General features: G+C 56.3%; 19 protein-coding genes. 10 read left to right on the forward strand and 9 right to left on the reverse strand.

Going from position 1 to position 22,027, the window contains the following annotated elements:
* The first annotated feature begins 87 nt into the window (after nucleotides 1–87).
* From chrA to CKW38_RS19355, 3 genes are all read left to right on the forward strand, one after another.
* Nucleotides 88–1,431, forward strand: coding sequence for a chromate efflux transporter (gene chrA / locus CKW38_RS19345; protein ID WP_095113581.1), 1,344 nt, complete (start codon nucleotides 88–90; stop codon nucleotides 1,429–1,431).
* A gap of 410 nt (nucleotides 1,432–1,841) precedes the next feature.
* A complete protein-coding gene (locus CKW38_RS19350) occupies nucleotides 1,842–3,206 on the forward strand; it encodes a glutamine synthetase family protein (protein WP_095113582.1) in 1,365 nt (454 codons plus the stop codon).
* 146 nt (nucleotides 3,207–3,352) lie between these two features.
* Nucleotides 3,353–4,636: an FAD-binding oxidoreductase gene (locus tag CKW38_RS19355; protein WP_095113583.1), complete on the forward strand. Its 1,284-nt coding sequence runs from the start codon at nucleotides 3,353–3,355 to the stop codon at nucleotides 4,634–4,636.
* A 140-nt stretch (nucleotides 4,637–4,776) separates the two neighbouring features.
* Here the strand turns inward: CKW38_RS19355 and CKW38_RS19360 are convergent, their stop codons facing one another.
* Nucleotides 4,777–5,562, reverse strand: coding sequence for a DeoR/GlpR family DNA-binding transcription regulator (locus tag CKW38_RS19360; protein ID WP_095113584.1), 786 nt, complete (start codon nucleotides 5,560–5,562; stop codon nucleotides 4,777–4,779).
* Between the two features lie 489 nt (nucleotides 5,563–6,051).
* Here CKW38_RS19360 and CKW38_RS19365 point away from each other — a divergent pair, with 489 nt between their 5' ends.
* A complete protein-coding gene (locus CKW38_RS19365) occupies nucleotides 6,052–7,194 on the forward strand; it encodes a hypothetical protein (RefSeq protein WP_095113585.1) in 1,143 nt (380 codons plus the stop codon).
* 383 nt (nucleotides 7,195–7,577) lie between these two features.
* Here CKW38_RS19365 and CKW38_RS19370 read toward each other — a convergent pair whose 3' ends face one another.
* From CKW38_RS19370 to CKW38_RS19380, 3 genes are all read right to left on the reverse strand, one after another.
* Nucleotides 7,578–8,597 carry an AbrB family transcriptional regulator gene (locus CKW38_RS19370; protein WP_095113586.1) on the reverse strand — a complete coding sequence of 340 codons (1,020 nt, stop codon included), beginning with the start codon at nucleotides 8,595–8,597 and terminating at the stop codon, nucleotides 7,578–7,580.
* Nucleotides 8,598–8,738: 141 nt separating this feature from the next.
* Entirely contained in the window at nucleotides 8,739–9,161 is a 423-nt protein-coding gene (locus CKW38_RS19375; protein WP_095113587.1) for an HD domain-containing protein, read from the reverse strand.
* A 15-nt stretch (nucleotides 9,162–9,176) separates the two neighbouring features.
* A complete protein-coding gene (locus tag CKW38_RS19380; protein WP_095113588.1) occupies nucleotides 9,177–9,566 on the reverse strand; it encodes a hypothetical protein in 390 nt (129 codons plus the stop codon).
* Nucleotides 9,567–9,732: 166 nt separating this feature from the next.
* Between CKW38_RS19380 and CKW38_RS19385 the strand changes: the two genes are divergently transcribed.
* A complete protein-coding gene (locus CKW38_RS19385; RefSeq protein WP_095113589.1) occupies nucleotides 9,733–10,164 on the forward strand; it encodes a hypothetical protein in 432 nt (143 codons plus the stop codon).
* 77 nt (nucleotides 10,165–10,241) lie between these two features.
* Here CKW38_RS19385 and CKW38_RS19390 read toward each other — a convergent pair whose 3' ends face one another.
* The gene (locus tag CKW38_RS19390) at nucleotides 10,242–10,526 is read right to left on the reverse strand and encodes a hypothetical protein (RefSeq protein WP_095113590.1); all 285 of its coding nucleotides are present in this window, start codon (nucleotides 10,524–10,526) and stop codon (nucleotides 10,242–10,244) included.
* A gap of 565 nt (nucleotides 10,527–11,091) precedes the next feature.
* Between CKW38_RS19390 and CKW38_RS19395 the strand changes: the two genes are divergently transcribed.
* The 3 genes from CKW38_RS19395 to CKW38_RS19405 all read left to right on the forward strand — a co-directional run bounded on the left by CKW38_RS19395 (nucleotide 11,092) and on the right by CKW38_RS19405 (nucleotide 13,905).
* Nucleotides 11,092–11,382, forward strand: a complete 291-nt coding sequence (locus tag CKW38_RS19395) for a fructose-bisphosphate aldolase (RefSeq protein WP_095113591.1) — start codon at nucleotides 11,092–11,094, stop codon at nucleotides 11,380–11,382.
* Nucleotides 11,383–11,626: 244 nt separating this feature from the next.
* Nucleotides 11,627–12,880 carry a hypothetical protein gene (locus CKW38_RS19400; RefSeq protein WP_095113592.1) on the forward strand — a complete coding sequence of 418 codons (1,254 nt, stop codon included), beginning with the start codon at nucleotides 11,627–11,629 and terminating at the stop codon, nucleotides 12,878–12,880.
* A complete protein-coding gene (locus tag CKW38_RS19405) occupies nucleotides 12,877–13,905 on the forward strand; it encodes a hypothetical protein (RefSeq protein ID WP_095113593.1) in 1,029 nt (342 codons plus the stop codon). The genes CKW38_RS19400 and CKW38_RS19405 overlap by 4 nt, the downstream gene beginning before the upstream one ends.
* Before the next feature lie 126 nt (nucleotides 13,906–14,031).
* Here the strand turns inward: CKW38_RS19405 and CKW38_RS19410 are convergent, their stop codons facing one another.
* The 4 genes from CKW38_RS19410 to CKW38_RS19425 form a co-directional block, all read right to left on the reverse strand.
* Entirely contained in the window at nucleotides 14,032–14,580 is a 549-nt protein-coding gene (locus tag CKW38_RS19410) for a cupin domain-containing protein (protein WP_007950154.1), read from the reverse strand.
* A 414-nt stretch (nucleotides 14,581–14,994) separates the two neighbouring features.
* Nucleotides 14,995–16,278, reverse strand: a complete 1,284-nt coding sequence (locus CKW38_RS19415) for an FAD-binding oxidoreductase (protein WP_095113594.1) — start codon at nucleotides 16,276–16,278, stop codon at nucleotides 14,995–14,997.
* 51 nt (nucleotides 16,279–16,329) lie between these two features.
* Nucleotides 16,330–17,820, reverse strand: a complete 1,491-nt coding sequence (locus tag CKW38_RS19420; protein WP_007918696.1) for an aldehyde dehydrogenase — start codon at nucleotides 17,818–17,820, stop codon at nucleotides 16,330–16,332.
* A gap of 270 nt (nucleotides 17,821–18,090) precedes the next feature.
* Nucleotides 18,091–19,467, reverse strand: coding sequence for a glutamine synthetase family protein (locus CKW38_RS19425; protein ID WP_007918694.1), 1,377 nt, complete (start codon nucleotides 19,465–19,467; stop codon nucleotides 18,091–18,093).
* 282 nt (nucleotides 19,468–19,749) lie between these two features.
* Between CKW38_RS19425 and CKW38_RS19430 the strand changes: the two genes are divergently transcribed.
* Together CKW38_RS19430 and CKW38_RS19435 are read left to right on the forward strand one after the other, a co-directional pair.
* On the forward strand, nucleotides 19,750–20,511 hold the full coding sequence (locus CKW38_RS19430) for a gamma-glutamyl-gamma-aminobutyrate hydrolase family protein (RefSeq protein ID WP_007918691.1): 762 nt from the start codon (nucleotides 19,750–19,752) through the stop codon (nucleotides 20,509–20,511).
* A 365-nt stretch (nucleotides 20,512–20,876) separates the two neighbouring features.
* Entirely contained in the window at nucleotides 20,877–22,019 is a 1,143-nt protein-coding gene (locus tag CKW38_RS19435) for an ABC transporter ATP-binding protein (protein ID WP_007919249.1), read from the forward strand.
* Nucleotides 22,020–22,027 lie beyond the last annotated feature (8 nt).

Here is a 22,027-nt window from a genome sequence, read left to right on the forward strand (position 1 = left end):
CCCCTCTCCCTCTGGGAGAGGGCTGGGGTGAGGGTTAAAAGTCTGATTAGATAGCCACTCCGCCAGGATTCAACTCCGGAGTCTCGCTTGAGCACAGCGCCGAACAACCTGCCCCGCCCCGATCCCGTCACCCTGCGCCAGGCCTGGCGCTTCTGGCTGAAACTCGGCTGCATCGGTTTCGGCGGGCCGGCCGGGCAGATCGCGATCATGCATCAGGAGTTGGTCGAACGTCGGCGCTGGATCTCCGAAAAGCGTTTTCTGCACGCACTCAACTACTGCATGTTGCTGCCCGGCCCCGAGGCTCAGCAACTGGCGACTTACATCGGCTGGCTGCTGCATCGCACCTGGGGCGGTGTCATCGCCGGTGCGCTGTTTGTGCTGCCGTCGCTGTTCATTCTGATTGGCTTGTCGTGGCTGTACGTCGCTTTCGGTGACGTGCCGGCGGTGGCCGGGGTGTTTTACGGGATCAAACCGGCAATCACCGCGATTGTGTTGCACGCCGCACATCGCATCGGCTCGCGTGCATTGAAGAATGCCTGGCTGTGGGCGATTGCCGGGGCGTCGTTCGTGGCAATTTTCGCCTTCAATCTGCCCTTCCCCTTGATCGTCCTCGGGGCTGCGTTGATCGGCTATCTGGGCGGACGGTTCGCGCCGCAGCGGTTCAGCAACGCAGGTGCGCGCAACAGCGAGAAATCCTTCGGCCCGGCGTTGATCGATGACGATACGCCGGCCCCCGAACATGCCCGTTTCAGCCTGCCGAAGCTGCTGCGTCTGGCTTTGATCGGCGCAGTGCTCTGGTGTTTACCGATGGCGTTGTTGACCGCATTATTCGGCTGGGACGGCACGTTCACGCAAATGGCCTGGTTCTTCACCAAAGCCGCCCTGCTCACGTTTGGCGGCGCCTACGCGGTGCTGCCTTACGTTTATCAGGGTGCCGTCGGGCATTACGGCTGGTTGACGCCGACACAGATGATCGACGGCCTCGCCCTCGGCGAAACCACCCCCGGCCCGCTGATCATGGTGGCGGCGTTTGTCGGTTTCGTCGGTGCCTACGTGCAACCGGCGTTCGGCCCCGAACATGCCTTTGCCGCCGGCGCACTGGCAGCAACGCTGGTGACCTGGTTCACCTTCCTGCCCTCGTTTCTGTTCATCCTCGCCGGCGGGCCGTTGGTGGAATCGACGCACAACGAACTGAAGTTCACCGCGCCGCTGACGGCAATCACCGCCGCCGTGGTCGGGGTGATTGTGAATCTGGCGTGTTTCTTCGCTTATCACGTGTTCTGGCCGAATGGCTTTAACGGGGCGACAGATGTTTTTTCAGTGGCGCTGGCCGTTGCGGCGGCATTGGCCTTGTTCGTTTTCAAACGCGGTGTGATCAGTGTGTTGATCGTTTGCGCCCTCGCCGGGCTGGGCTTTGAACTGATGCGCTGAACCCTGGCCTGCGAATCTCCCGTTTACACGCCCGCGAATTCCCCCTTACTATCCGGGCACACCGGTCGGCGGGCATCCCCCGCCACCGACGTTTTCCGCCAACGGAAACACGCGTTATGAGTACGTCACTACAACAACCAGAATCGTTGAACGTCTCTACCCTGCGCGCCCTCTCTCACAAGGGCGGCGTATGAATCGTATCGTCAATCTCCCCATGGCCCTGCGCCGTTCCAAGCTGCGTCACTCCGCACGCCCGCCGGATATCGCCCGGTCTATCTGATCGCGTCCGTTAAAGAACCGCGACAGCCCCCTGCTTCTTGATATCCCTGCCAGGACACCTACGCCTTTTTGCCGCGTCGTGTCCGGCCCGAATCTGCGCGCCTGTGCGGCGCCATCGTGAGTGATTGATTATGAAATTCGCAGCCATCGAAGACGCACGCCTGTTCCTTGACCAGAACCCCGATATCGACATGATCGAGTTGTTCATTCTCGACGCCAACGGCGTGCCACGCGGCAAGCTGTTGCACCGCGAAGAACTGCTCGCCGTGTACCAAAGCGGTCGACCGCTACCAAGCACCATCCTCGGTCTGACCGTGCAGGGTGAAGACGTCGAGAACTCCGGCCTGGTCTGGGACGTCGGCGATATCGACTGCCGCGCCTATCCGCTGGAAGGCAGTCTGGTGCGCCTGCCATGGCGGCAGATTCCGACCGCCGCCGTGCAGGTCAGCATGCACCCGACCGAGGGCATGCCTTCGAGCATCGCCGACCCACGACACTTGCTGATCAAGGTCATCGACGGGCTCAAGGCCGAGGGTTATCACCCGGTGATGGCCTGCGAGCTGGAGTTCTACTTGCTCGATGCCAAACGCGATCACAACGGCCGTCCGCAACCGGCACTGGACGCTGACGGTGGTCGACCGCGACACACCCAGGTTTATGGTTTGCGCGAGCTGGAGCAGATCGAACCGTTCCTCGCCGACCTCTACAGCGCCTGCAAACTGCACGGCATTCCGGCGCGCACGGCGATCTCCGAATACGCGCCGGGTCAGGTCGAAATCACCCTCGAACATGGCGACGCGCTGGAGGCGATGGATCAGGCGGTGCGCTACAAACGTCTGGTCAAAGCCATCGCCCACAAGCACGGCATGCAGGCGACCTTCATGGCCAAGCCGTTCGATGATCTGGCCGGCACCGGCATGCACATGCATGTCAGTCTGGCCGATGGCGCGGGACACAATCTGTTTGCCTCGGAAGACCCGGCCGGCACGCCGCTGCTGCGCACGGCGATTGGCGGCATGCTCGCGTCATTGCTCGATTCGCTGCTGCTGTTCTGCCCTAACGCCAACTCGTATCGACGCTTTCAGGCCAACAGCTACGCGCCGCTGGCGCCGACCTGGGGCGTCGACAATCGTACTGTCAGCCTGCGCGTGCCCGGTGGCCCGGCCAACACCCGGCACATCGAACACCGCATCTGCGGCGCCGACGCCAACCCGTATCTGGCAGCGGCGGCGATCCTTGCCGGGATTCATCGTGGCATTCGTGAAGACCTTGATCCGGGTGCGCCGGTCGAGGGCAATGGTTATGCGCAGGCGAAGGAATTGCTGCCGACGGATTGGCTGACGTCGCTGCAGGCGCTGGAAAATTCAGTGTGGGCGCGGGATGCGTTGGGGCAGGAATTTCTCGGGGTGTATCTGGCGGTGAAGCGTGCCGAGTATCGGCAGTTCATGGCCGAAGTGGGTGAGCAGGATTGGCGTTGGTATCTCACCGACGCCTGAATATTCACCACTATCCCTTGTAGGAGTGAGCCTGCTCGCGATGAGGCCATGTCAGTCACATCATAGGTGAATGACACACCGCTATCGCGAGCAGGCGAAGGCCTACAGGGACCGCGTACAACCGAAGAATTTGTGTGGACACTGACATGACCGAACGCTGCAATTCCTACTACACCGCCACCCTTAACCAAGACACCGACTACCCGACCCTGCAAGGCCGGCACAAGGTTGACGTGGTGATCATCGGCGGCGGCTTTACCGGCGTCGCCACCGCCGTCGAACTCGCTGAAAAAGGCCTGAAAGTCGCCATCGTCGAAAGCCACAAGATCGGCTGGGGCGCCACCGGGCGCAATGGCGGACAAGTCACCGGCAGCCTTTCCGGCGACGGCGCGATGCGCAAACAGATGCGCGCGAAACTCGGCAATGAAGTCGATGATTTCATCTGGCACCTGCGCTGGCGCGGACATGAAATCATCCAGCAACGCGTCGAGAAATACGGCATTCAATGCGACCTCAAACACGGCCACTTGCACGCCGCGTACAAGCCCAGCCACATGACTGATTTGCGTAAGGATCATGAAGAAGCCGTACGGCGCGGATTAGGCGATGAAGTCAGCCTGCTCGACCGCAGTCAGGTGCGTGATCTGCTGCAAAGCGACCTCTACCACGGCGCAATCAAGAATACCCGCAACATGCATCTGCACCCGCTCAACCTGTGCATCGGTGAAGCGCGGGCGGCGGAAAGTCTCGGGGCGCTGATCTTCGAAAACAGCGAAGTGCTGGAGATTATTCACGGCGCTACACCCGGTGTGCGCACGGCTCACGGGCAGATCGACGCTAATCAAGTAATGCTCGCGGGCGACGTCTATCACAAGCTCGAACCGGGACAGCTCAAGGGCAAGATTTTCCCGGCCATGGGCGGCATCGTCACCACCGCACCGCTCGGCGATCTGGCGAAACAGATCAACCCCGAAGACCTCGCGGTGTACGACTGCCGCTTCGTCCTCGACTACTACCGCCTCACCGCCGACGGCCGCTTGCTGTTCGGTGGCGGCGCCAACTACAGCGGCAAGGACTCACGGGACATCGCCGCCGAACTGCGCCCGTGCATCGAGCAAACCTTCCCGGCGCTCAAAGGCGTGCAGATCGATTACCAGTGGAGCTGCGCAATGGGCATCGTGATCAACCGCATCCCGCAACTGGGCAAGCTCTCGGACAACGTCTGGTATTGCCAGGGCTACTCGGGGCACGGCATCGCGACCACGCACATCATGGGCGAAATCATGGGCCGGGCGATCACCGGGCAGATGGAGCAGTTCGATACGTTTGCCCAGTGCCAGCACATTCGTGTGCCGATGGGGGATTTGCTCGGTAACCCGTTGTTGGCGGCGGGGATGTGGTATTACCAGATGCTTGAGCGACTTCGCTAAGCCTGTGTTGATCCTGCTGACCCCATCGCTGGCAAGCCAGCTCCCACAGTGTCCGTGGCGTACCCAAATTTCATGTACACCGCAAAAACCTGTGGGAGCTGGCTTGCCAGCGATGAGGCCATCAGCCCCACCCCAAAACCTCAATCCGGCAACTGCTCCACCACAATCCCCAACCGCCGATAATCCTCGACACTCCCCGACGCCACATGCCGCTCGGTAATCAGCGTATGCAGGCGCGAACACGGCGCCACCACAAACGGCTCCACCGCCCCGAGCTTGTCCGCCGTGGTCACCGCAATCACCCGCGCGGCGCCATCGAGCATCGCCTGCTTCACCGGCACTTCATCGAAATGCAGCGAAGTGATCCCCACTTCCGGATGAATCGCACAAACCCCGGTAATCGCCAGATCCGCCCTGATCCCGGCCAGCAGCCGTAGCGCCTCATGCCCACCCGCCGCCATCGTCCGCGGGTTCAACTGGCCGCCAGCGAGAATCACTTTCACAGCCTTGAATTCAGACAGGGCAATCGCCGTCATCGGTGAAGCGGTCACCGCCGTGATGCTGATATCTGCACGCAACGAGCGCGCCACTTGTAGCGTGGTCGAGCCGGAATCGAACAGCACAATCTGCCCGTCTTCAATTTCCTGCGCGGCCCGTTGCGCCAGGCGGATTTTCACCTCATCCGTCTCGTCCAGCCGCGTGAAGTAGTCCTTGCCGGAGTCTTTCGGACGCGGCAACGCCCCGCCGTGTACGCGTTGCACCAGCCCGGCATTGTCCAGTTCGGCGAGGTCGCGGCGGATGGTGTCTTCGGACACCGCAAAGTGCTGACTCAGCTCGGAGGCCATAACCTTGCCGTCACGTTCGAGGAGCAAAAGGATTTTCTGCCGGCGCAGAGAGGGCAGTTCGGCTGCGGAATGATCGTGCATGGTTATGCCTGTTTATGCTTGTAATTGCAGGTTTCGCAAGACTAGCGAAAGCCCCAAGTAAACACAAACCGACCGGGTATCAATCGTTTCGATCATTGGAATCGACAAGGCGAATTTTTTCTTTGCTTTCAACCTGTTCAGAATGGCCGCACTTCTAAAAGGCTCAGGATGAACACCTCATGAATCTCAATTTTGCGTTTGCCTGCATGATCGTCGTGTCGTTCGCGATTGCCCTGGGCCATGCGTAATGGGTTGATGGACAGATGCTCAGCAAAATTTTAGTTTTGGACGTCCCCCTGCTACAAAGAAGGCCGTATGGCGATAACCCGAAGCCTCAGCATTCCAGGCTAGAATGCGATTTAGGCTCTGCAAGAAAAGGGACGTAGCAATCAACGGTTGAAACAAACCAGCGCGGCTATATGTATGTAACATTTAACAGTAGCGATGATCGAGCTTGTTATCGTGACGTTTGGCAGAGGAATAAGAAGGATGAAATTTTTTACGGATAGCGCTGTCGGCAAACTGTTACTAGCATTATTAGTTGCTCTGCTAGCTTTGGGAGTTTTGGCTCCCGTGGCAGTATTGGCAATTTATTACAAGCATCTCGGTAGTATTTCTAACGAACCTCAGGACTGGTCGGCATTTGGATCAGTAATGTCGGGTTCCTTTACACTTCTCGCTGCGACTGCAACCACAGCAACCCTCCTTCTTTTGATACGGCAGAAAAAGGACGCCGACGCGGTAGTTGCCAAGCAGATAATCGCGATGCAATTCGAGCAATATATTAAGCACAGGTCTTTATTCATGGAGACTCTAGATGACATTGAAGACAAATTCGATGACGCATTTTCTTTCAACGACCGCAGCCAGATATATCGTTTATTCTTTCCGAAAAACAGTGCCTTTCACATGTCTTACATCGGCGGAAGTTTCTGCGAAGCAATTTTCGAAAAATATAAGGAGGTGCTAGACGCCGAGATAAATCTCGTTAGATGTAAAGGACTTGATCAAGCGACAGAATTTGGTTGGGCTCTCCGAAGACTGAATGACCTATTGGGAATAAATTGGTCGCGCATTGAGCGAGAGGGTGAGCTACGAGTGTTCCAAGGTCATATCAGTTATCGGGGATACAAGTACGCCGGATTGAACCTATTCCATATCAGCTCTGATTTATCTCGCATCAATCACGTCGTGAGTTATTTACTTGAGTTTTCAGGAAGAGAGGAACTGTTCAACACAACTATTTATCAACTCAGTTCTATCGAAGCACTACAAAAAAATCTTTGCAGTGTAGTGTTGGATAACGACCAGACGAGAGTTGAATTTTATTCAGAGAATAATGACAGACTGCGCGCCTTTTATGACATATACGAGCACTGCAAACAAACATGGAATAATAACGAAAGGTCTTTTGAGCGCGCTTATGAATACCTTGAAAGTATATTGAGCGGAGGGCACGGCGATCAGTATTTATCGTCGGCCGACAACACTAAAGAAGTTCAAGAGCACTGCAGAAACCTTGTAATCGATGCACAAAAGTCACTTGCGGAGAAATTAGGAATACAGGTTGAGCCCACGATGGACGGCGTAAACTTTAAAGATTTATACATCAAGCTTTACAAGCTTAAATAGTTATTATAAAAGGGCTGCCATTAGGGCGACCTAGACGTTCATTACGATTTCCAATTTGGTAAATTCCAATTCCAACAGAATATCCACACTGACATAGCGCATCAAAACTTGGGATCAGAACATCAGCTGAAGTGTCCTACGCAACAGCGATTTTCTGCTCCATTAAATGCGGGCGCCCGCGTAGAGGATGTAGATGATTCCTTGCCGAAAACTTCTATGAGGCCAAAGAGCTTATCCCTCCTCGCTTGATGAAGCGCAAGCCCAAGCATAGTTTACCCAACCTGTTTGACCGGCGAAAAATGACCGCGCAACATTAACAATATGAGAGTTTTGCTGGCTGGAAGACCAGATCATGATTAGTTTCGGCAAGGGGAAATTGCGAATTACACCTCTTCGCGCACCCGCCGCACCTGCACCAACAACGCCGGCGCAAAGTGCAGCAACACCATCCGGCTCAAATGATGAGTCAGGATAAACACCACATTCAGCCCCCCACCAAACGCGACAATCGCAATCGTCTCAATCGCCCCCGGCATGTACGCCAACCACAGCGACAGCGGATCACTGCCCAACCAGCGCGCCGCCACTTCAGCAAATACCGCCGCGACCACGATCATCAAACCGACCGAGACCAACGCTGTGCGCCCATGACGTCCCAGTTCCGCGACGCCCAGCCCCTGAAACCTTGAGCCGATCCGCACGCCGAGTATCAGCGCGGCCAGATTCAGGCTCCAGTCCGGCATGTGAAACCCGTGCAACCATCCCGACTTCACAAACACCGCAGTGATGATAATTGCCGTGAGCATGAACGGAGCCGGAACACCGATCACCAGCAGCAAGCGCCCGAGCAGCACGCTCAGCGCGATGACCGAAAGCGCAGTCAACGCCATGCCTGTGGTCAGTGGATCACCATCGGCAACCGCGATGGCTGCTTGGCCGGGAATCAAGAAACTCACCAACACCGTGATGAGCAGCAAGCGCATCAAGTGCACGATGATGACCTTGCTAGACGCCTTTTCCGACTCGAGCAAATCAAACACCGCCGCCAGCGCACCGGGATAAACCCCCAGCAGCGCATCAGTGCGATTCCAGCCAGCGCCGCGCGTCAGCCACCATCCGGCCAATGCGATCTGCACTGCCAGGCAAATCAGCAACACGCCGAGGCTCGGCAACATCGTCGAGGCCGTCTCGCTGTCCCACGCTTCGAACATCAATCCGGTGGCGATGCCCAGCGTGACCTGGATGTAGCCCAGTCCGTAAGGTGTTGCCGGCGCGATACCGGTTTTACTGGCAAACAATGCGGTGACGACAATCGAACCCAACAGCAGGCCATGGGGCACGCCTTCGAACTGCAACAGTGCGCCGAAACCGGCGGCAATCAACAAACACAGAATGGATTTCATAGTCGCCTTCCTGGCTATTTACCTGACACACCACAACCCGTGTAGAAGCTGCCGAAGGCTGCGATCTTTTGACTTTTGTTTTTAAAAGCAAGATCAAAAGATCGCAGCCTTCGGCAGCTCCTACAGGGGATTTAGTTGTTTTTACCCGCGCAACCGGCCAATCGCGCGGCGGTATTTTTCGATTCGTTCGAGATCTTCCCAACTTGGCGAGGCAATTCGCGACAGGTCGCTGTTCTCTTCCAGATCTGCCAATTTCACCACCCGACCGATAGGGTTCTGCGCGGCGCGGTCGACGAAATCCTCGTAGGACTCGCCCGGCACTTTAGTCACCGATTCGATAGCGCTCAAAACTTCCTCGCTGAAGCCTTCCTTGCGCAAATCATCGAGGCTGATACCACAATCCTCAACCACGTCATGCAGCACGGCGACGATGCGCTCTTCCAGCGTGCTCATGCGCAACATGACTTTCAGCGGATGCAAAATGTACGGCGCACCGCCCTTGTCCACCTGCCCGGCATGAGCCGTGGCGGCGATGGCGATAGCGCGTTCGAGGGTCTGGGTCATGAGAGTCTCCGAGGGTTAGACGCCGTAGCGGCCGCCAACATGAATATTGCGTTTGAGCCAGTTGCCGATGGCCTTTAGGCGACTGACTGGTTTGGCTGGCCCCGAATGGCGCTGAAGAATCAGCGACACCAATGTGGCCTGATCGGCTTTAGGATGGGCATCGATCAACTCGGCAACCCACGCGCAATCAGCCTTGTGCAGATGCTCACGCCACTCGCCAGGCCAGGCGTCCAGCTCATCCAGCGCCAACCATCGCGCACCGCCATGCTCCATGTGCCCGCCGGACATCGACTGCTCGAAGCAGAAAGGCGTGTCTGGCTTTGCAGGGTCAATGTGAAACAGATAGATGTCGTGGAACGGATGCTGTGCGGGGGGCGCGTTATTGCGGCTGCCGATTTCGATCATGGGCAATGTTCCAATCCTTGGGCGCTGAATGTTTCCGATTGTTTCGCAGTGTACGCCACGGGAGCAAATCAAAAACCCGATGGAACCTCCCTCCTCTACGCCGCCTCGAAACTTTAGAGCGCCAAAATCATCGATCAGACCCGGCGCCCCTGAAGAGGAAATCCCGATGAACATTCGCTTCCTGCTTCTGCTCGCCACCTTCGCCATCATCCCCACCTGCGTCATGGCCGAAGGCTGCGACGTCCAGACCCAATCCTCCAGCGCCTCGGTGCCAGCGGTGGAAACCCACAGTTGCTACGAATACGAAGGCATGCCGGTCAGCTCCATCGACTGGTCGTGCAGCAACGAAAGTAAAGACATGCTCAGCAGCACAAAAACCAAGGTCGAACACTGTGCCGACCATTACCAGGCTTCGTGTATCGCCACCATAACCCAGGAATCCCTGGCCAACCCGCACTCCACCAGCAAAGACAAAAACGCCAAAGCGTTGAACATCCCCGATAACGCGCAAGTGACCACGTATTACTACGACGTGGAGCATTTGGCGCAGGCGCGAATTGATTGTGAGAATGGTGGCGGGCATTGGAAAACCAAGTAAACGACTGATATCAATGCTTGCGACAGACAAAGAAAAGCCCGGTTTAAAAAACCGGGCTTCTTAGTGCGCAATATCCATTAACCACCGCCATTACCACCACTGCTGCTACCGGACGGTTGACCCGCAGGGCTGGGCTTGGAGGCAGAAGGCACCGGCCCATTGTCGGTCTTGCCACCATCACCACCCTTGGGCAGCGAATTGGCATCCGGGTCGGCATTGGTGGCTGGAGACGCCGGTTCACGCGTCTGGCTGTTGCCGTCGTTCGCTGTCGGAGTCGGCGTTTCGCCAGCCGCGATCGCGTACAGCGAACTGCCGGATAGCAACGCCGCGAGGGTTAACACCGCGATTTTATGGTTCAGCATGGTGGCTCTTCCTTTGCGTGGGGAGTTACAGCATTGGAAGGAGGTGTGCGGCGAAGGTCCGGCGTGTCGGACGAATGGTTATCGCCCAAAAGGCTCGCGCAATTTCGACGTCTGAAAACTTCGTAGGAAAACACCCCATGTGGCGAGAGAGCTTGCTCCCGCTGGGCTGCGAAGCTGCGCCAAAACCGGATAGTCCGTTTCTCTCAGAGATACCGCACGCCCCGAATTACGACGGATGTGTCGCCGAGCGGGAGCAAGCGCCCTCGCTACGGGTACGGGTTTCACGTCCTACAGGTCGGTTGTGGCGGCTGAAATTGCTGCCTAGAGTGAGGTTGTCGCCGACCGCAGTCAGCGATGGGTTTCGCAGCCCTCAGAAGTGACACACACCGCCAAATGACAACTGTGGCAAAATCCGCCACCGCTTCATTTTATGGCGGCTGTGTGTGGGAGACCTTCGGGTCTGCCGGTTTGACTCTTCTCCGGTCTGCGAACCCGCATACAGCTGCCACCGATTTGTTTCGCAGCAGAAAGGTGGCACTTCCTGACCCATTGAAGAGTGCAACCTATGACGATCAAAACACCGCTCCACCACTACGCCCACATGTCCCACCCCGCCACCGACCACCCCGTTCTCCTTATCGACGCTAACGCCCCGCTACGCGACCTCCACGCCTGCGCCGCCGAACGCCTCAACGCCGTCCTCAAATACCTCGACCTCATCGCCTGTACCCGCCTCCCCGATCATGCCGAGCATGACATCAACACCGTGACCAACATCGCCAGAATCATGGTGCAGGACGTGAGTGATGTGTTCCGGGTGATTGAGCAGCGGGGGTTTGATGCGAAAGAGATGTAGCCGCAAAAAATGGTCGAGAATATGATGCTTCCAGCAGTTGATCTGAAATGCGTTTTCCAGACTCTAACTCGGCCTAAAATTAGCAGCACCAATAGCCCATTTCAGCGAAGAACCTCATTAAGTCTATATTGATAAGGAGATGGCAATCTGCAATCATCAAAAGTGCCCCCCTGGTTCATAAGGGATTCAACCTCACCAGATAAAGGTGAGGAAGCGCTGACAGACGACAGGATGCGGATAGGGAATGGAAAAAAATATTAAAGGTGCATGGATTATTCAGCATGGCCAAAAACTTCAAGCAACCACGAATCAAGATTTTGATGCAATAGGGTTTGCGGGAAAATGCGGTAAATTCTTATCTGCAATATCTGCAGAAAACCAGGAGAAGATAACGCATAAGCGTCTTGATGCACTTGCAAGGGCTAATTACATCAGTCCAAAGACGGAAGTCCCGGCAATCATCGCAGAGTTCGAAAGACAAAAATTAATTTTGGCAGGTACAGGCGCCATTGAAGTTCTGGGACTTACAGGAAAAGAAGTCTTAAGTCACACAGCTACAATATTCGAAGAGAGCGACAGAGAAAGTTACGAAGACGCAGTCATCAGCCTTTCTGAAACTACGTCTGACTTACCAATCACTAGCACACTAGCGGTAGACTTCATCTCTGACACTTTTAAAATAGCTAAAGCAGATGCAGAGTCGACCCTGCAACTTGGCAGCAACATAGGCTTTTTTGATACGGAAGCTATTTCCGCTACGGAAAAACTAATTTTCAATGGGAACTTGTTTCGCAGAGAGGACGCACGAAAAATCAGTGCTGTATTAAGCACACTCAACGCAAGCGAAACACAGAACCTAAATGAAGTGAATGCAAGATTGAATGCATCAGGCTGCCTTCCATTAGCCTCAATCACAAAAATTCTAGGAGAAAAGCTTTTCTCCCAACTACATTCGATAGGTATGTTTGATGTAAACGTCGTTGGAAATGAAAGTGGGAAAAGTTCTTTTGTAACTCGACCAGCTGCGTTCTCAAAATTCACTAGTACAATTGCCGATGATGCACTTGATTTAGCTAAGGCCTTGGTTGCTTCACTTACATACGGAATGACTGTAAGCACTTACTATCGCGGAAAAATAACCGCAATATCATTATTGATGCAAAAATTAATTGACGGTGGAACAGTGGGCCCCGCAACTGCGATCGGCAATGATTACCAAGCCTTGGAATATAAAGGCGTTGTCAAGGTAATTCCAGCCACAGGTGGCATGTTTAACATGAAACTTTTGAAACCAGAAGTCGGGCGCCTAGCACTCTCAGTCATTCAAAGCGGAAATATTACTGGCGAAGCGGTTGATAATCTGCCAGGAGCAAAAGTAACTTCGTATACCGCGCCTGAGACAACACGCGACGTATGCAGAAAAAACTCGACAGATGCTGTCAAACTCAAGACGCGCAACTTACTAAACGAAATCAGGACAGGTGGACTTAATCGATGAGCCAGCAACTCCTGAAAGGCTCTGCCGCAGAAGAAACCGTACGAAATTACTTCTTGAGTATTGGTTACTTTGTCGTCAGAGGATGCAAATTCAAATACAATCAATTTGACATTACGGATATCGATCTATTTATTTACGGCAAAAGCTCTGCCTTTGGTCGCGAGCGGCTTAATGTTGATATAAAAAACAAAAAAACGCCTCAAGCTATAGAGCGTATATTTTGGGCAAAAGGTCTACAGCAAGTATTAGGTTTAGACGGATGCATGGTTGCAACTACTGACTTACGCCCTGATGTACGAGAATTCGGACTCGAACATAAAGTCAAAGTATTAGATGGAAGATTTCTCACCCGATTAAATAAAAGTGAAAGAAGCCACTTAGCACGAATTAACGAAGAAGATCTCGTATCTGAAATTGAAAAACACTCTCTAGGAAAGCTTGGAGGCGACTGGCGCGGCAGATATGAATCAAGCAAATCAAGAATACTCGACTCATTAAACTTCGATGGTGCCAATGCTTGGCTAAACGACATCGATTACTACATGAGCGAAATCAACAACCACTCTGACTCTGCGCCCACTTGGCGAATGATATACATATCAGTTTCTCATTTACTGATATGTATAGATTTTATTTTGCGCGAACATGTTGCCGCTGAGCACGACCAAAGAAAACAATTACTAGACAATGGCTTTAGATATGGATCCGCAGGAAAATCATTCACACTAAAAGTTGGAAAAATGGCATCCGCTTTGGTAGGAAGTGTTGTCACCCAACCGGGCTTATCACAAACTCTTGAGCGAGAACTTGCCGATCAAGCATCCGATGTCAAAGCCGATGTTCTTGCAGAGTTCTTCTCTAAGTCACAGGTTTTTGCATCTTTATTCGATTCCGCCAAACTATTCGAAGGATACGGCTACCAAGCAGATGTGCCCCTACCCTCGTCACTGCCAGCCCATGCTCAATCATACTTAGGAGTTGTTGCTGATTTTTTTGATCGCGATAGGAAAAAAATTCTAATGTAAAAGCTTCTGAGATAAGTGACTCCTATGTACAAGATTACCGAAGAGTCACTTATCTTATCAATCCTCCTAAAGTGAAGTATTCGAACGAATCAAGATAGTTCAAAGGGTTGGCCTAGCCACTTATGATTAAAAATTCGCCGGCGTATTCGCACTAATAATCTCAGCCTCATCCGCCCCGATATTCCGAAATTTATGCGGCAGCGTCGTAGGAAAGTAATACCCATCCCCCGCATTCAACACACTCACCGACCCATCCACGGTCAACTCCACCGTGCCCCGCGTCACCAGCCCGCACTCCTCACCCTCAGCATGCACAATCGGCTCTTCCCCGGAACTCGCGCCCGGTGCGTATTGCTCACGCAGTAAACGCATCTGGCGACTTGGCACCGAGGCGCCGATCAACAGCAGGCGCAGGCCATGGCGACCAAGATCAGGTTGTTCGTTGGCGCGGAAGACGTATTGGTGTTCGCGCGGGGGTTGGTCGAAGGTGAAGAAGTCGGCCAGGGACATCGGTATGCCTTCGAGCAGCTTTTTCAGTGAGCTGACGGAGGGGCTGACGCGATTCTGTTCGATCAGGGAGATGGTGGCATTGGTCACGCCGCTACGCCGGGCCAGCTCGCGCTGGGAGAGTTTGTAGCTTTCGCGTACTAGTTTGAGTCGAGAACCCGTATCCATGACAGCCTTATGTGAGTAGTACTTAAGGGTAATGGGGGTGGGTGGCGGGTGCCGCGCGAGGGGCGCGGATCACGTTGCTCCCTTGTCCCGGAACCGTGAAAGGCGGCTATTAAATCACGTTTGCCGGTGTTGCTCAGCAGGTTCGATGGACGGTGCGGCAAAAGTCCTTCTTGCCTTGGTAATACGGACCTGTAGGAGTGAGCCTGCTCGCGATTCGGTGGCACATTCAACATTATTTTTGACTGGATGGCCGCCTTCGCGAGCAAGCTCGCTCCCACAGGTTTTTTGGTGTTTCTGTGGGAGGGATGGTGGCTGGACTGGCCTCATCGCGAGCAGGCTCACTCCTACATTTTGATCTTTGGTGTGTCAGGTAAAAAAACCGGCGGGGTCTTGGGCCGCCGCCGGGGAGGTAACTTAGATGCCAAAGCGGTCGCGCAGTGAGTAGTAGACCGCGCCGAGGGCGGTCAGTGGCGCGGAGAAGGTGCGACCACCGAGCATTGGCATGTGCGGCAGCGATGCGAAGGCGTCGAAGCGTTCGGCGTCGCCGCGGATCATTTCCGAGATCAGTTTGCCGGCGAGGTGCGAGCAGGTGACGCCGTGGCCGCTGTAGCCTTGCATGTAGTAGGCGTTCTTTTCGATGCGGCCGAATTGCGGCATGCGTGACATGGTCAGCAGGAAGTTGCCGGTCCAGCGGTAGTCGATCTTGACGTCTTTGAGCTGCGGGAAGGTCTTGAGGATCTTCGGGCGGATCAGTTGTTCGATGTCGTCCGGTTCACGCGCGCCGTAGACCACGCCGCCGCCGTAGAGCAGACGGTTGTCGGCCGTCAGGCGGTAGTAATCCAGCAGGTAATTGCAGTCTTCGACGCAGTAGTTGTTGGTGATCAGGCTGCGCGCCTGTTTTTCGGTCAACGGTTCGGTGACGACGATCTGCGAACCGCACGGCATGCTTTTCGCGGTCACGCGGTTGTCGAGACCTTGTGGCAGATAAGCGTTGCCGGCGATCAACAGGTACTTGGCGCGGACCTGGCCTTTGGCGGTGCGCACAACGTTCGGCTCGCCGTATTTAATTTCCACGGCCGCCGATTGCTCGTAGATCTTGCCGCCCAAACGGGTGATCGCAGCCGCTTCACCGAGCGCCAGGTTCAGTGGGTGAACGTGGCCGCCCTGCATGTCCAGCAGGCCACCGACGTAAGCATCGGAGCCGACTTCGCGACGAATGTCAGCCGCGTCGAGCATCTTCAGATTGCGGTTGCCGTAACGCTCCCAGCTGCGCTTTTGCTCAGCCAGACCGTTGAGTTGTTTTTTGTTCATCGCTGCGAAGATGCCGCCCGGGCGGTAGTCGCATTTGATGTCGTATTCCTTGATGCGCGAACGAATGATGTCGGCGCCTTCGAAGATCATGCTGCCGAGAATTTCTGCGGTCTTGTCGCCGTAGCGCTCTTCGATCACATCGACGTCACGGCTGTAGGAGTTGACCAGTTGACCGCCGTTGCGCCCGCTGGCGCCGTAGCCGACTTTCGCCGCTTCCAGCACCGTCACTTTGTAGCCGGCTTCGGTGAGGAACAGCGCCGAGGACAGACCGGTGTAGCCGGCGCCGATGATGCAGACGTCGCACTCGACTGACTCTTCCAGAACCGGAAAGTCGATGACTTCGTTGCGGGTGGCGGCGTAGTAGCTGTTTACGTGTTGTTGCTTCATTTTATTGTTCTCCGAAGGTCGCTCATCAAGAGCGACCACCGCTGTCGAAAATCAGAGCTTGATCCAGGTCGCTTTCAGCTCGGTGTACTTGTCGAACGCGTGCAGCGATTTATCGCGGCCGTTGCCCGATTGTTTGAAACCACCGAACGGTGCGGTCATGTCGCCGCCGTCGTACTGGTTGACCCAGACGCTGCCGGCACGCAGGCCACGGGCGAAGGTGTGCGCCTTGCTGAGGTTGCTGGTCCAGACGCCGGCGGCGAGGCCGAAGATGCTGTCGTTGGCGATCTGCAGCGCTTCTTCCGCAGTGTCGAAGGTGATCAGCGACAGCACCGGGCCAAAGATTTCTTCCTGAGCGATGGTCATCGCGTTGGTCACGCCGTCGAACAGCGCCGGTTGCACATAGAGGCCGCCGGTTTCTTCGAGGGTGCGTTGGCCGCCGGCGATCAGTTCGGCGCCCTGCTCGCGACCGATGCTGATGTAGCGCAGCACGTTGTCGAGTTGACGCTGATCGACCACGGCACCGACGGTGGTAGCCGGATCGAGTGAATGACCGGGTTTCCACGCTTGCAGCGCTTCCACCAACAGCGGAATGAATTGCTCGCGAATCGAGCGCTCGACCAGCAAGCGCGAACCGGCAGTGCAGACTTCGCCCTGGTTAAAAGCAATGGCGCCGGCCGCCGCTTGTGCTGCCGCGCGCAAATCCGGAGCGTCGGCAAACACCACGTTCGGGCTCTTGCCCCCGGCTTCGAGCCAGACGCGTTTCATGTTGCTTTGGCCGGCATAAATCATCAGTTGCTTGGCAATCGCTGTGGAGCCGGTGAAGGCCAGCACGTCAACGTCCATGTGCAACGCCAGCGCCTTGCCGACGGTGTGGCCGAAGCCTGGCAGAACGTTGAACACGCCTTTCGGAATGCCAGCATCGAGCGCAAGTTGAGCGATGCGGATTGCGGTCAGCGGCGATTTTTCCGAAGGTTTCAGAATGAACGAATTGCCTGCCGCCAGTGCTGGAGCGAATTTCCAGCTGGCCATGATCAGCGGGAAATTCCACGGCACGATGGCCGCAACTACACCGGACGGCTCGCGAGTGACGAGGCCTAGTTGGTCGTGCGGCGTCGCGGCGACTTCGTCGTAGATCTTGTCGATGGCTTCGGCGCTCCAGCGAATCGCATTGGCGGTCGCCGGGATGTCGATGCTCATCGAATCGCTGATCGGTTTACCCATGTCGAGGGTTTCCAGCAGCGCCAGTTCTTCCTGGTTCTGCAGGATCAGATCGGCGAAGCGAATCAGGATGCGCTTGCGCTCGGCCGGGGCTTTTTTCGCCCAGATGCCGGATTCGAAAGACTGACGCGCGACGTCAACGGCGAGGTTGGCGTCGGCTTCATCGGTGCTGGCCACGGAGGCGAGGAAACGGCCATCGACGGGGCTCAGGCATTCGAAGGTATCGCCACTGATGGCCGGGCGGTATTCACCGTTGATGAACGCGCGGGCTTCGATGGTCAGGGACTGGAAGCGTTGTTCCCAGTCGTTGCGGGTCGTTGTCATTGTTGTGGCTCGACAAGGGGGAATTGGGGGGCTGTCTGGTTGCGATGTCTGGCTTGAGGTGGCTGCCCTCACCCTGGCCCTCTCCCAGGGGTAGAGGGGACCGATCGGGGGATGCTCAGAATCTCCGCCGACCTGAAAAATCTTTGCCGATTCCATAATCGACTGGATCGTTCAGGTCGCTGAACATCTCAAGACAACCCGGTCAGTCCCCTCTCCCTCGGGGAGAGGGTTAGGGTGAGGGGCTCTTCAGCTTTTGAGGGCCTCAGCCAATCACACCGTATGCAGATACCAGTTGTACTCAAGGTCTGAAATCGAGTTCTCGAACTCGGCCAGCTCGCTTTCCTTGCACGCGACAAACACGTCGATGTACATCGGGTCGATGTAGCGGGCCATGACTTCGCTGTCGTCCAGCTCGCGCAGTGCATCACGCAGGTTGTTCGGCAGGCTCTGTTCGTTCTGCTCGTAGCTGTTGCCTTCCACCGGGGCGCCCGGTTCGATCTGATTGGTCAGACCGTGGTGAATACCGGCCAGCACCGACGCCATCAGCAAGTAGGGGTTGGCATCGGCACCGGCGACGCGATGCTCGATACGCACGGCGTCGGCCGAACCGGTTGGCACACGGACCGCAACGGTGCGGTTGTCGATGCCCCAGCTCGGCGAGTTCGGTACGTAGAACTGCGCGCCGAAGCGGCGGTACGAGTTGACGTTCGGGCAGAGGAACGCCATTTGCGCGGGCAGGGTCTCCAGCACACCGCCGATCGCGTGACGCAGTGCGGCGTTCTGCTCGGGATCCTCGCTGGCGAAGATGTTGTTGCCTTCTTTGTCCAGGATCGAAATGTGCACGTGCAGACCGTTGCCCGCCTGGCCCGGATACGGCTTGGCCATGAAGGTGGTGTCCATCTCGTGGTCGTAGGCGATGTTCTTCACCAGACGCTTGAGCAGGACGGCGTAGTCGCACGCCTTGATCGGGTCGGAGACGTGATGCAGGTTGACTTCGAATTGCGCCGGGGCGCTTTCCTTGACGATCGCGTCAGCCGGAATGCCCTGCTCTTTCGCGCCTTCGAGGATGTCTTGCAGGCAATCGACGTATTCGTCGAGATCGTCGATCAGGTACACCTGAGTCGACACCGGACGCTTGCCGGACACTGGCGAACGTGGCGATTGCGGACGACCGTTCACGTTGTCCTGATCGATCAGATAGAACTCGAGTTCGAACGCGGCGCAGATGGTCAGACCGAGGTCGTCGAATTTGCGTACGACGTTGGCCAGCACTTCACGCGGGTCAGCGAAAAACGGCTGGCCTTCGATCTCGTGCATGGTCATTAGAAGTTGTGCGGTTGGGCGCTTCTGCCACGGCTCGATGCTCAGGGTGCCGGGGATCGGATAGCAAATGCGGTCAGCGTCGCCGATGTCCAGACCCAGGCCGGTGCTTTCCACCGTGGAGCCATTGATATCGAGCGCGAAAAGCGAGGCCGGCAGGTTGATGCCTTTCTCATAAACCTTATGAAGACTGGTGCGTTCGATGCGCTTGCCGCGCACCACACCGTTCATATCCGCAATCAGAAGGTCGACGTACAAAACCTCAGGATATTTCTTAAGGAATGCGTTTGCTTCGTTGAGTTGAACGGTACGCAGAGGGACCGACATGATGCACCTATTTAGCTGTTAATTATTATGTTCACTGCTGTTTCGCCGAGCCAGTCAACCCGAACGGCAAAGTGAAGTCAATAGCGAACAGATGGCCGCTCAGGGTTTATTTTTCGGGCTTTTTTTAACACCCGCGTGCCAATACAGGCGCCAAAGGCCCTGAAATCATGAAGATATGATGAACGACGTTTAGAATTTTTTACATGACAGTTGTTAATTAAAATCAACGAGGCTAAGCTCCGGAAAAGCTCGTTCAAGTGTCAAACTTCGAGGTGAATAAAAATGGCATTCAAGCCATTGATCGGCGTTACTGCGTGCGTCAAACAGATTGGCCTGCACCCCTATCACATCAGCGGCGACAAGTACGTACGTGCTGTCAGCGTTGGCGCTGAAGGGCTGCCAGTGGTCATTCCTTCTCTTGGCAACCTGACTGAAATCGAAGACCTGCTCGGTCAACTCGACGGCCTGTTGCTGACCGGCTCGCCCTCGAACGTGGAACCCTTCCACTATCAAGGCCCGGCCAGCGCCCCCGGCACGGATCACGATCCGGCGCGAGATGCCACCACCCTTCCTTTATTGCGTGCAGCCATTGCGGCGGGCGTTCCGGTGCTCGGTATCTGCCGAGGCTTCCAGGAAATGAACGTGGCGTTCGGCGGTAGCCTGCATCAGAAGGTGCATGAGCTGCCGGGCATGCTCGATCACCGCGAAGCCGATAGCCCGGACGTGGCGGTGCAATACGCACCGGCCCACGCCGTGACCGTACTCGCTGGCGGTGTGTTCGAAGCACTGGAGCTGCCGGGCGAGTTCCAGGTCAACTCGATTCACAGCCAGGGCATCGACCGCCTCGCGCCCGGCCTGCGCGCCGAAGCGGTGGCGCCGGACGGTTTGATCGAGGCGATCTCGGTCGAGCACAGCCCGACTTTCGCCCTCGGCGTGCAATGGCACCCGGAATGGCAAGTGCTGGACAACCCGAACTACCTGAAGATTTTCCAGGCATTCGGCGCGGCTTGCCGGCAACGGGCGGCGCGGCGCAACAAACGCTGACACAACCCAAAAGATCACAACGATTTACTGCCCCCACGGACGTCGGGTGTGCCTGCGCACATCCGTCATTCGTGAACAGCAACACCCGTAATAACAACAAGTACGACCCAGGCAGCCAGGACGGCGGCGCCGACCAAGCCCTCGGCAGTGCAAGGTCAGTCAGGCATGCGCAATTCCCCTGTAGGAGTGAGCCTGCTCGCGATAGCAATAGACCAGTCAACAGAGATGTCGACTGACATGGCCTCATCGCGAGCAGGCTCACTCCTACAGGGGATGTGTAATGACTGAGATTGCGCTTACAGGCTTGCAATCCACTTAAGCCCGGCCACATTGGCCAGGCGAACGAAACCTGTTGGGAGTTTCACATGGCAAACGCCTCCAGCACTTACAGGAAGGCACTTGAAGGTCATCAGCAACCGAAAAAGGTGCTGGTGAAAGTCGATCGTGTCACCAAGAAGTTCGACGAAACCGTGGCCGTGGACGATGTGTCCCTGGAGATCCATCAGGGCGAAATCTTCGCTCTGCTCGGTGGCTCCGGTTCGGGCAAATCGACCCTGCTGCGCATGCTCGCCGGTTTCGAGCGCCCGACTGAAGGGCGGATTCTGCTCGACGGCGTGGACATCACCGACATGCCGCCGTACGAGCGGCCGATCAACATGATGTTCCAGTCCTACGCGCTGTTCCCACACATGACCGTCGCGCAGAACATCGCCTTCGGCCTCAAGCAAGATCGTTTGCCGGCCAGCGAAATCGACGCCCGTGTCGATGAAATGCTGCGTCTGGTGCACATGACCCAATACGCCAAACGCCGCCCGCACCAGTTGTCCGGCGGCCAGCGCCAGCGCGTCGCCCTCGCCCGCTCGCTGGCCAAGCGTCCGAAGCTGTTGCTGCTCGACGAGCCGATGGGCGCGCTGGATAAAAAGCTGCGCTCGCAGATGCAACTGGAACTGGTGCAGATCATCGAACGCGTCGGCGTGACGTGCGTGATGGTGACCCACGACCAGGAAGAGGCCATGACCATGGCCGAGCGCATCGCGATCATGCACCTCGGCTGGATCGCCCAGATCGGCAGCCCGGTCGACATCTATGAAGCACCGGTCAGCCGCATGGTCTGCGAATTCATCGGCAACGTGAACGCCTTCGACGGCACCGTGGTGGAAGACCTTGAAGGGCACGCGATCATCCACAGTCCGGACTTGCAGCAGAAGATCTACGTCGGTCACGGCGTCAGCACCTCGGTGCAGGACAAGTCGGTCACCTACGCGATCCGTCCGGAAAAAATGCTCGTCAGCACCACCCAACCGGAGTTCCGCTACAACTGGTCCGAAGGCAAGGTGCATGACATCGCCTACCTCGGCGGTCACTCGGTGTTCTACGTCGAATTGCCCGGCGGCAAAATCGTCCAGTCGTTCATGGCCAACGCCGAACGCCGTGGCGCGCGCCCGACCTGGGACGACAAAGTCTACGTCTGGTGGGAAGACGACAGCGGCGTGGTACTGCGCTCATGAGAACCTTC

The organism is Pseudomonas sp. Irchel 3H7, from assembly GCF_900187605.1.
Classification (GTDB): domain Bacteria; phylum Pseudomonadota; class Gammaproteobacteria; order Pseudomonadales; family Pseudomonadaceae; genus Aquipseudomonas.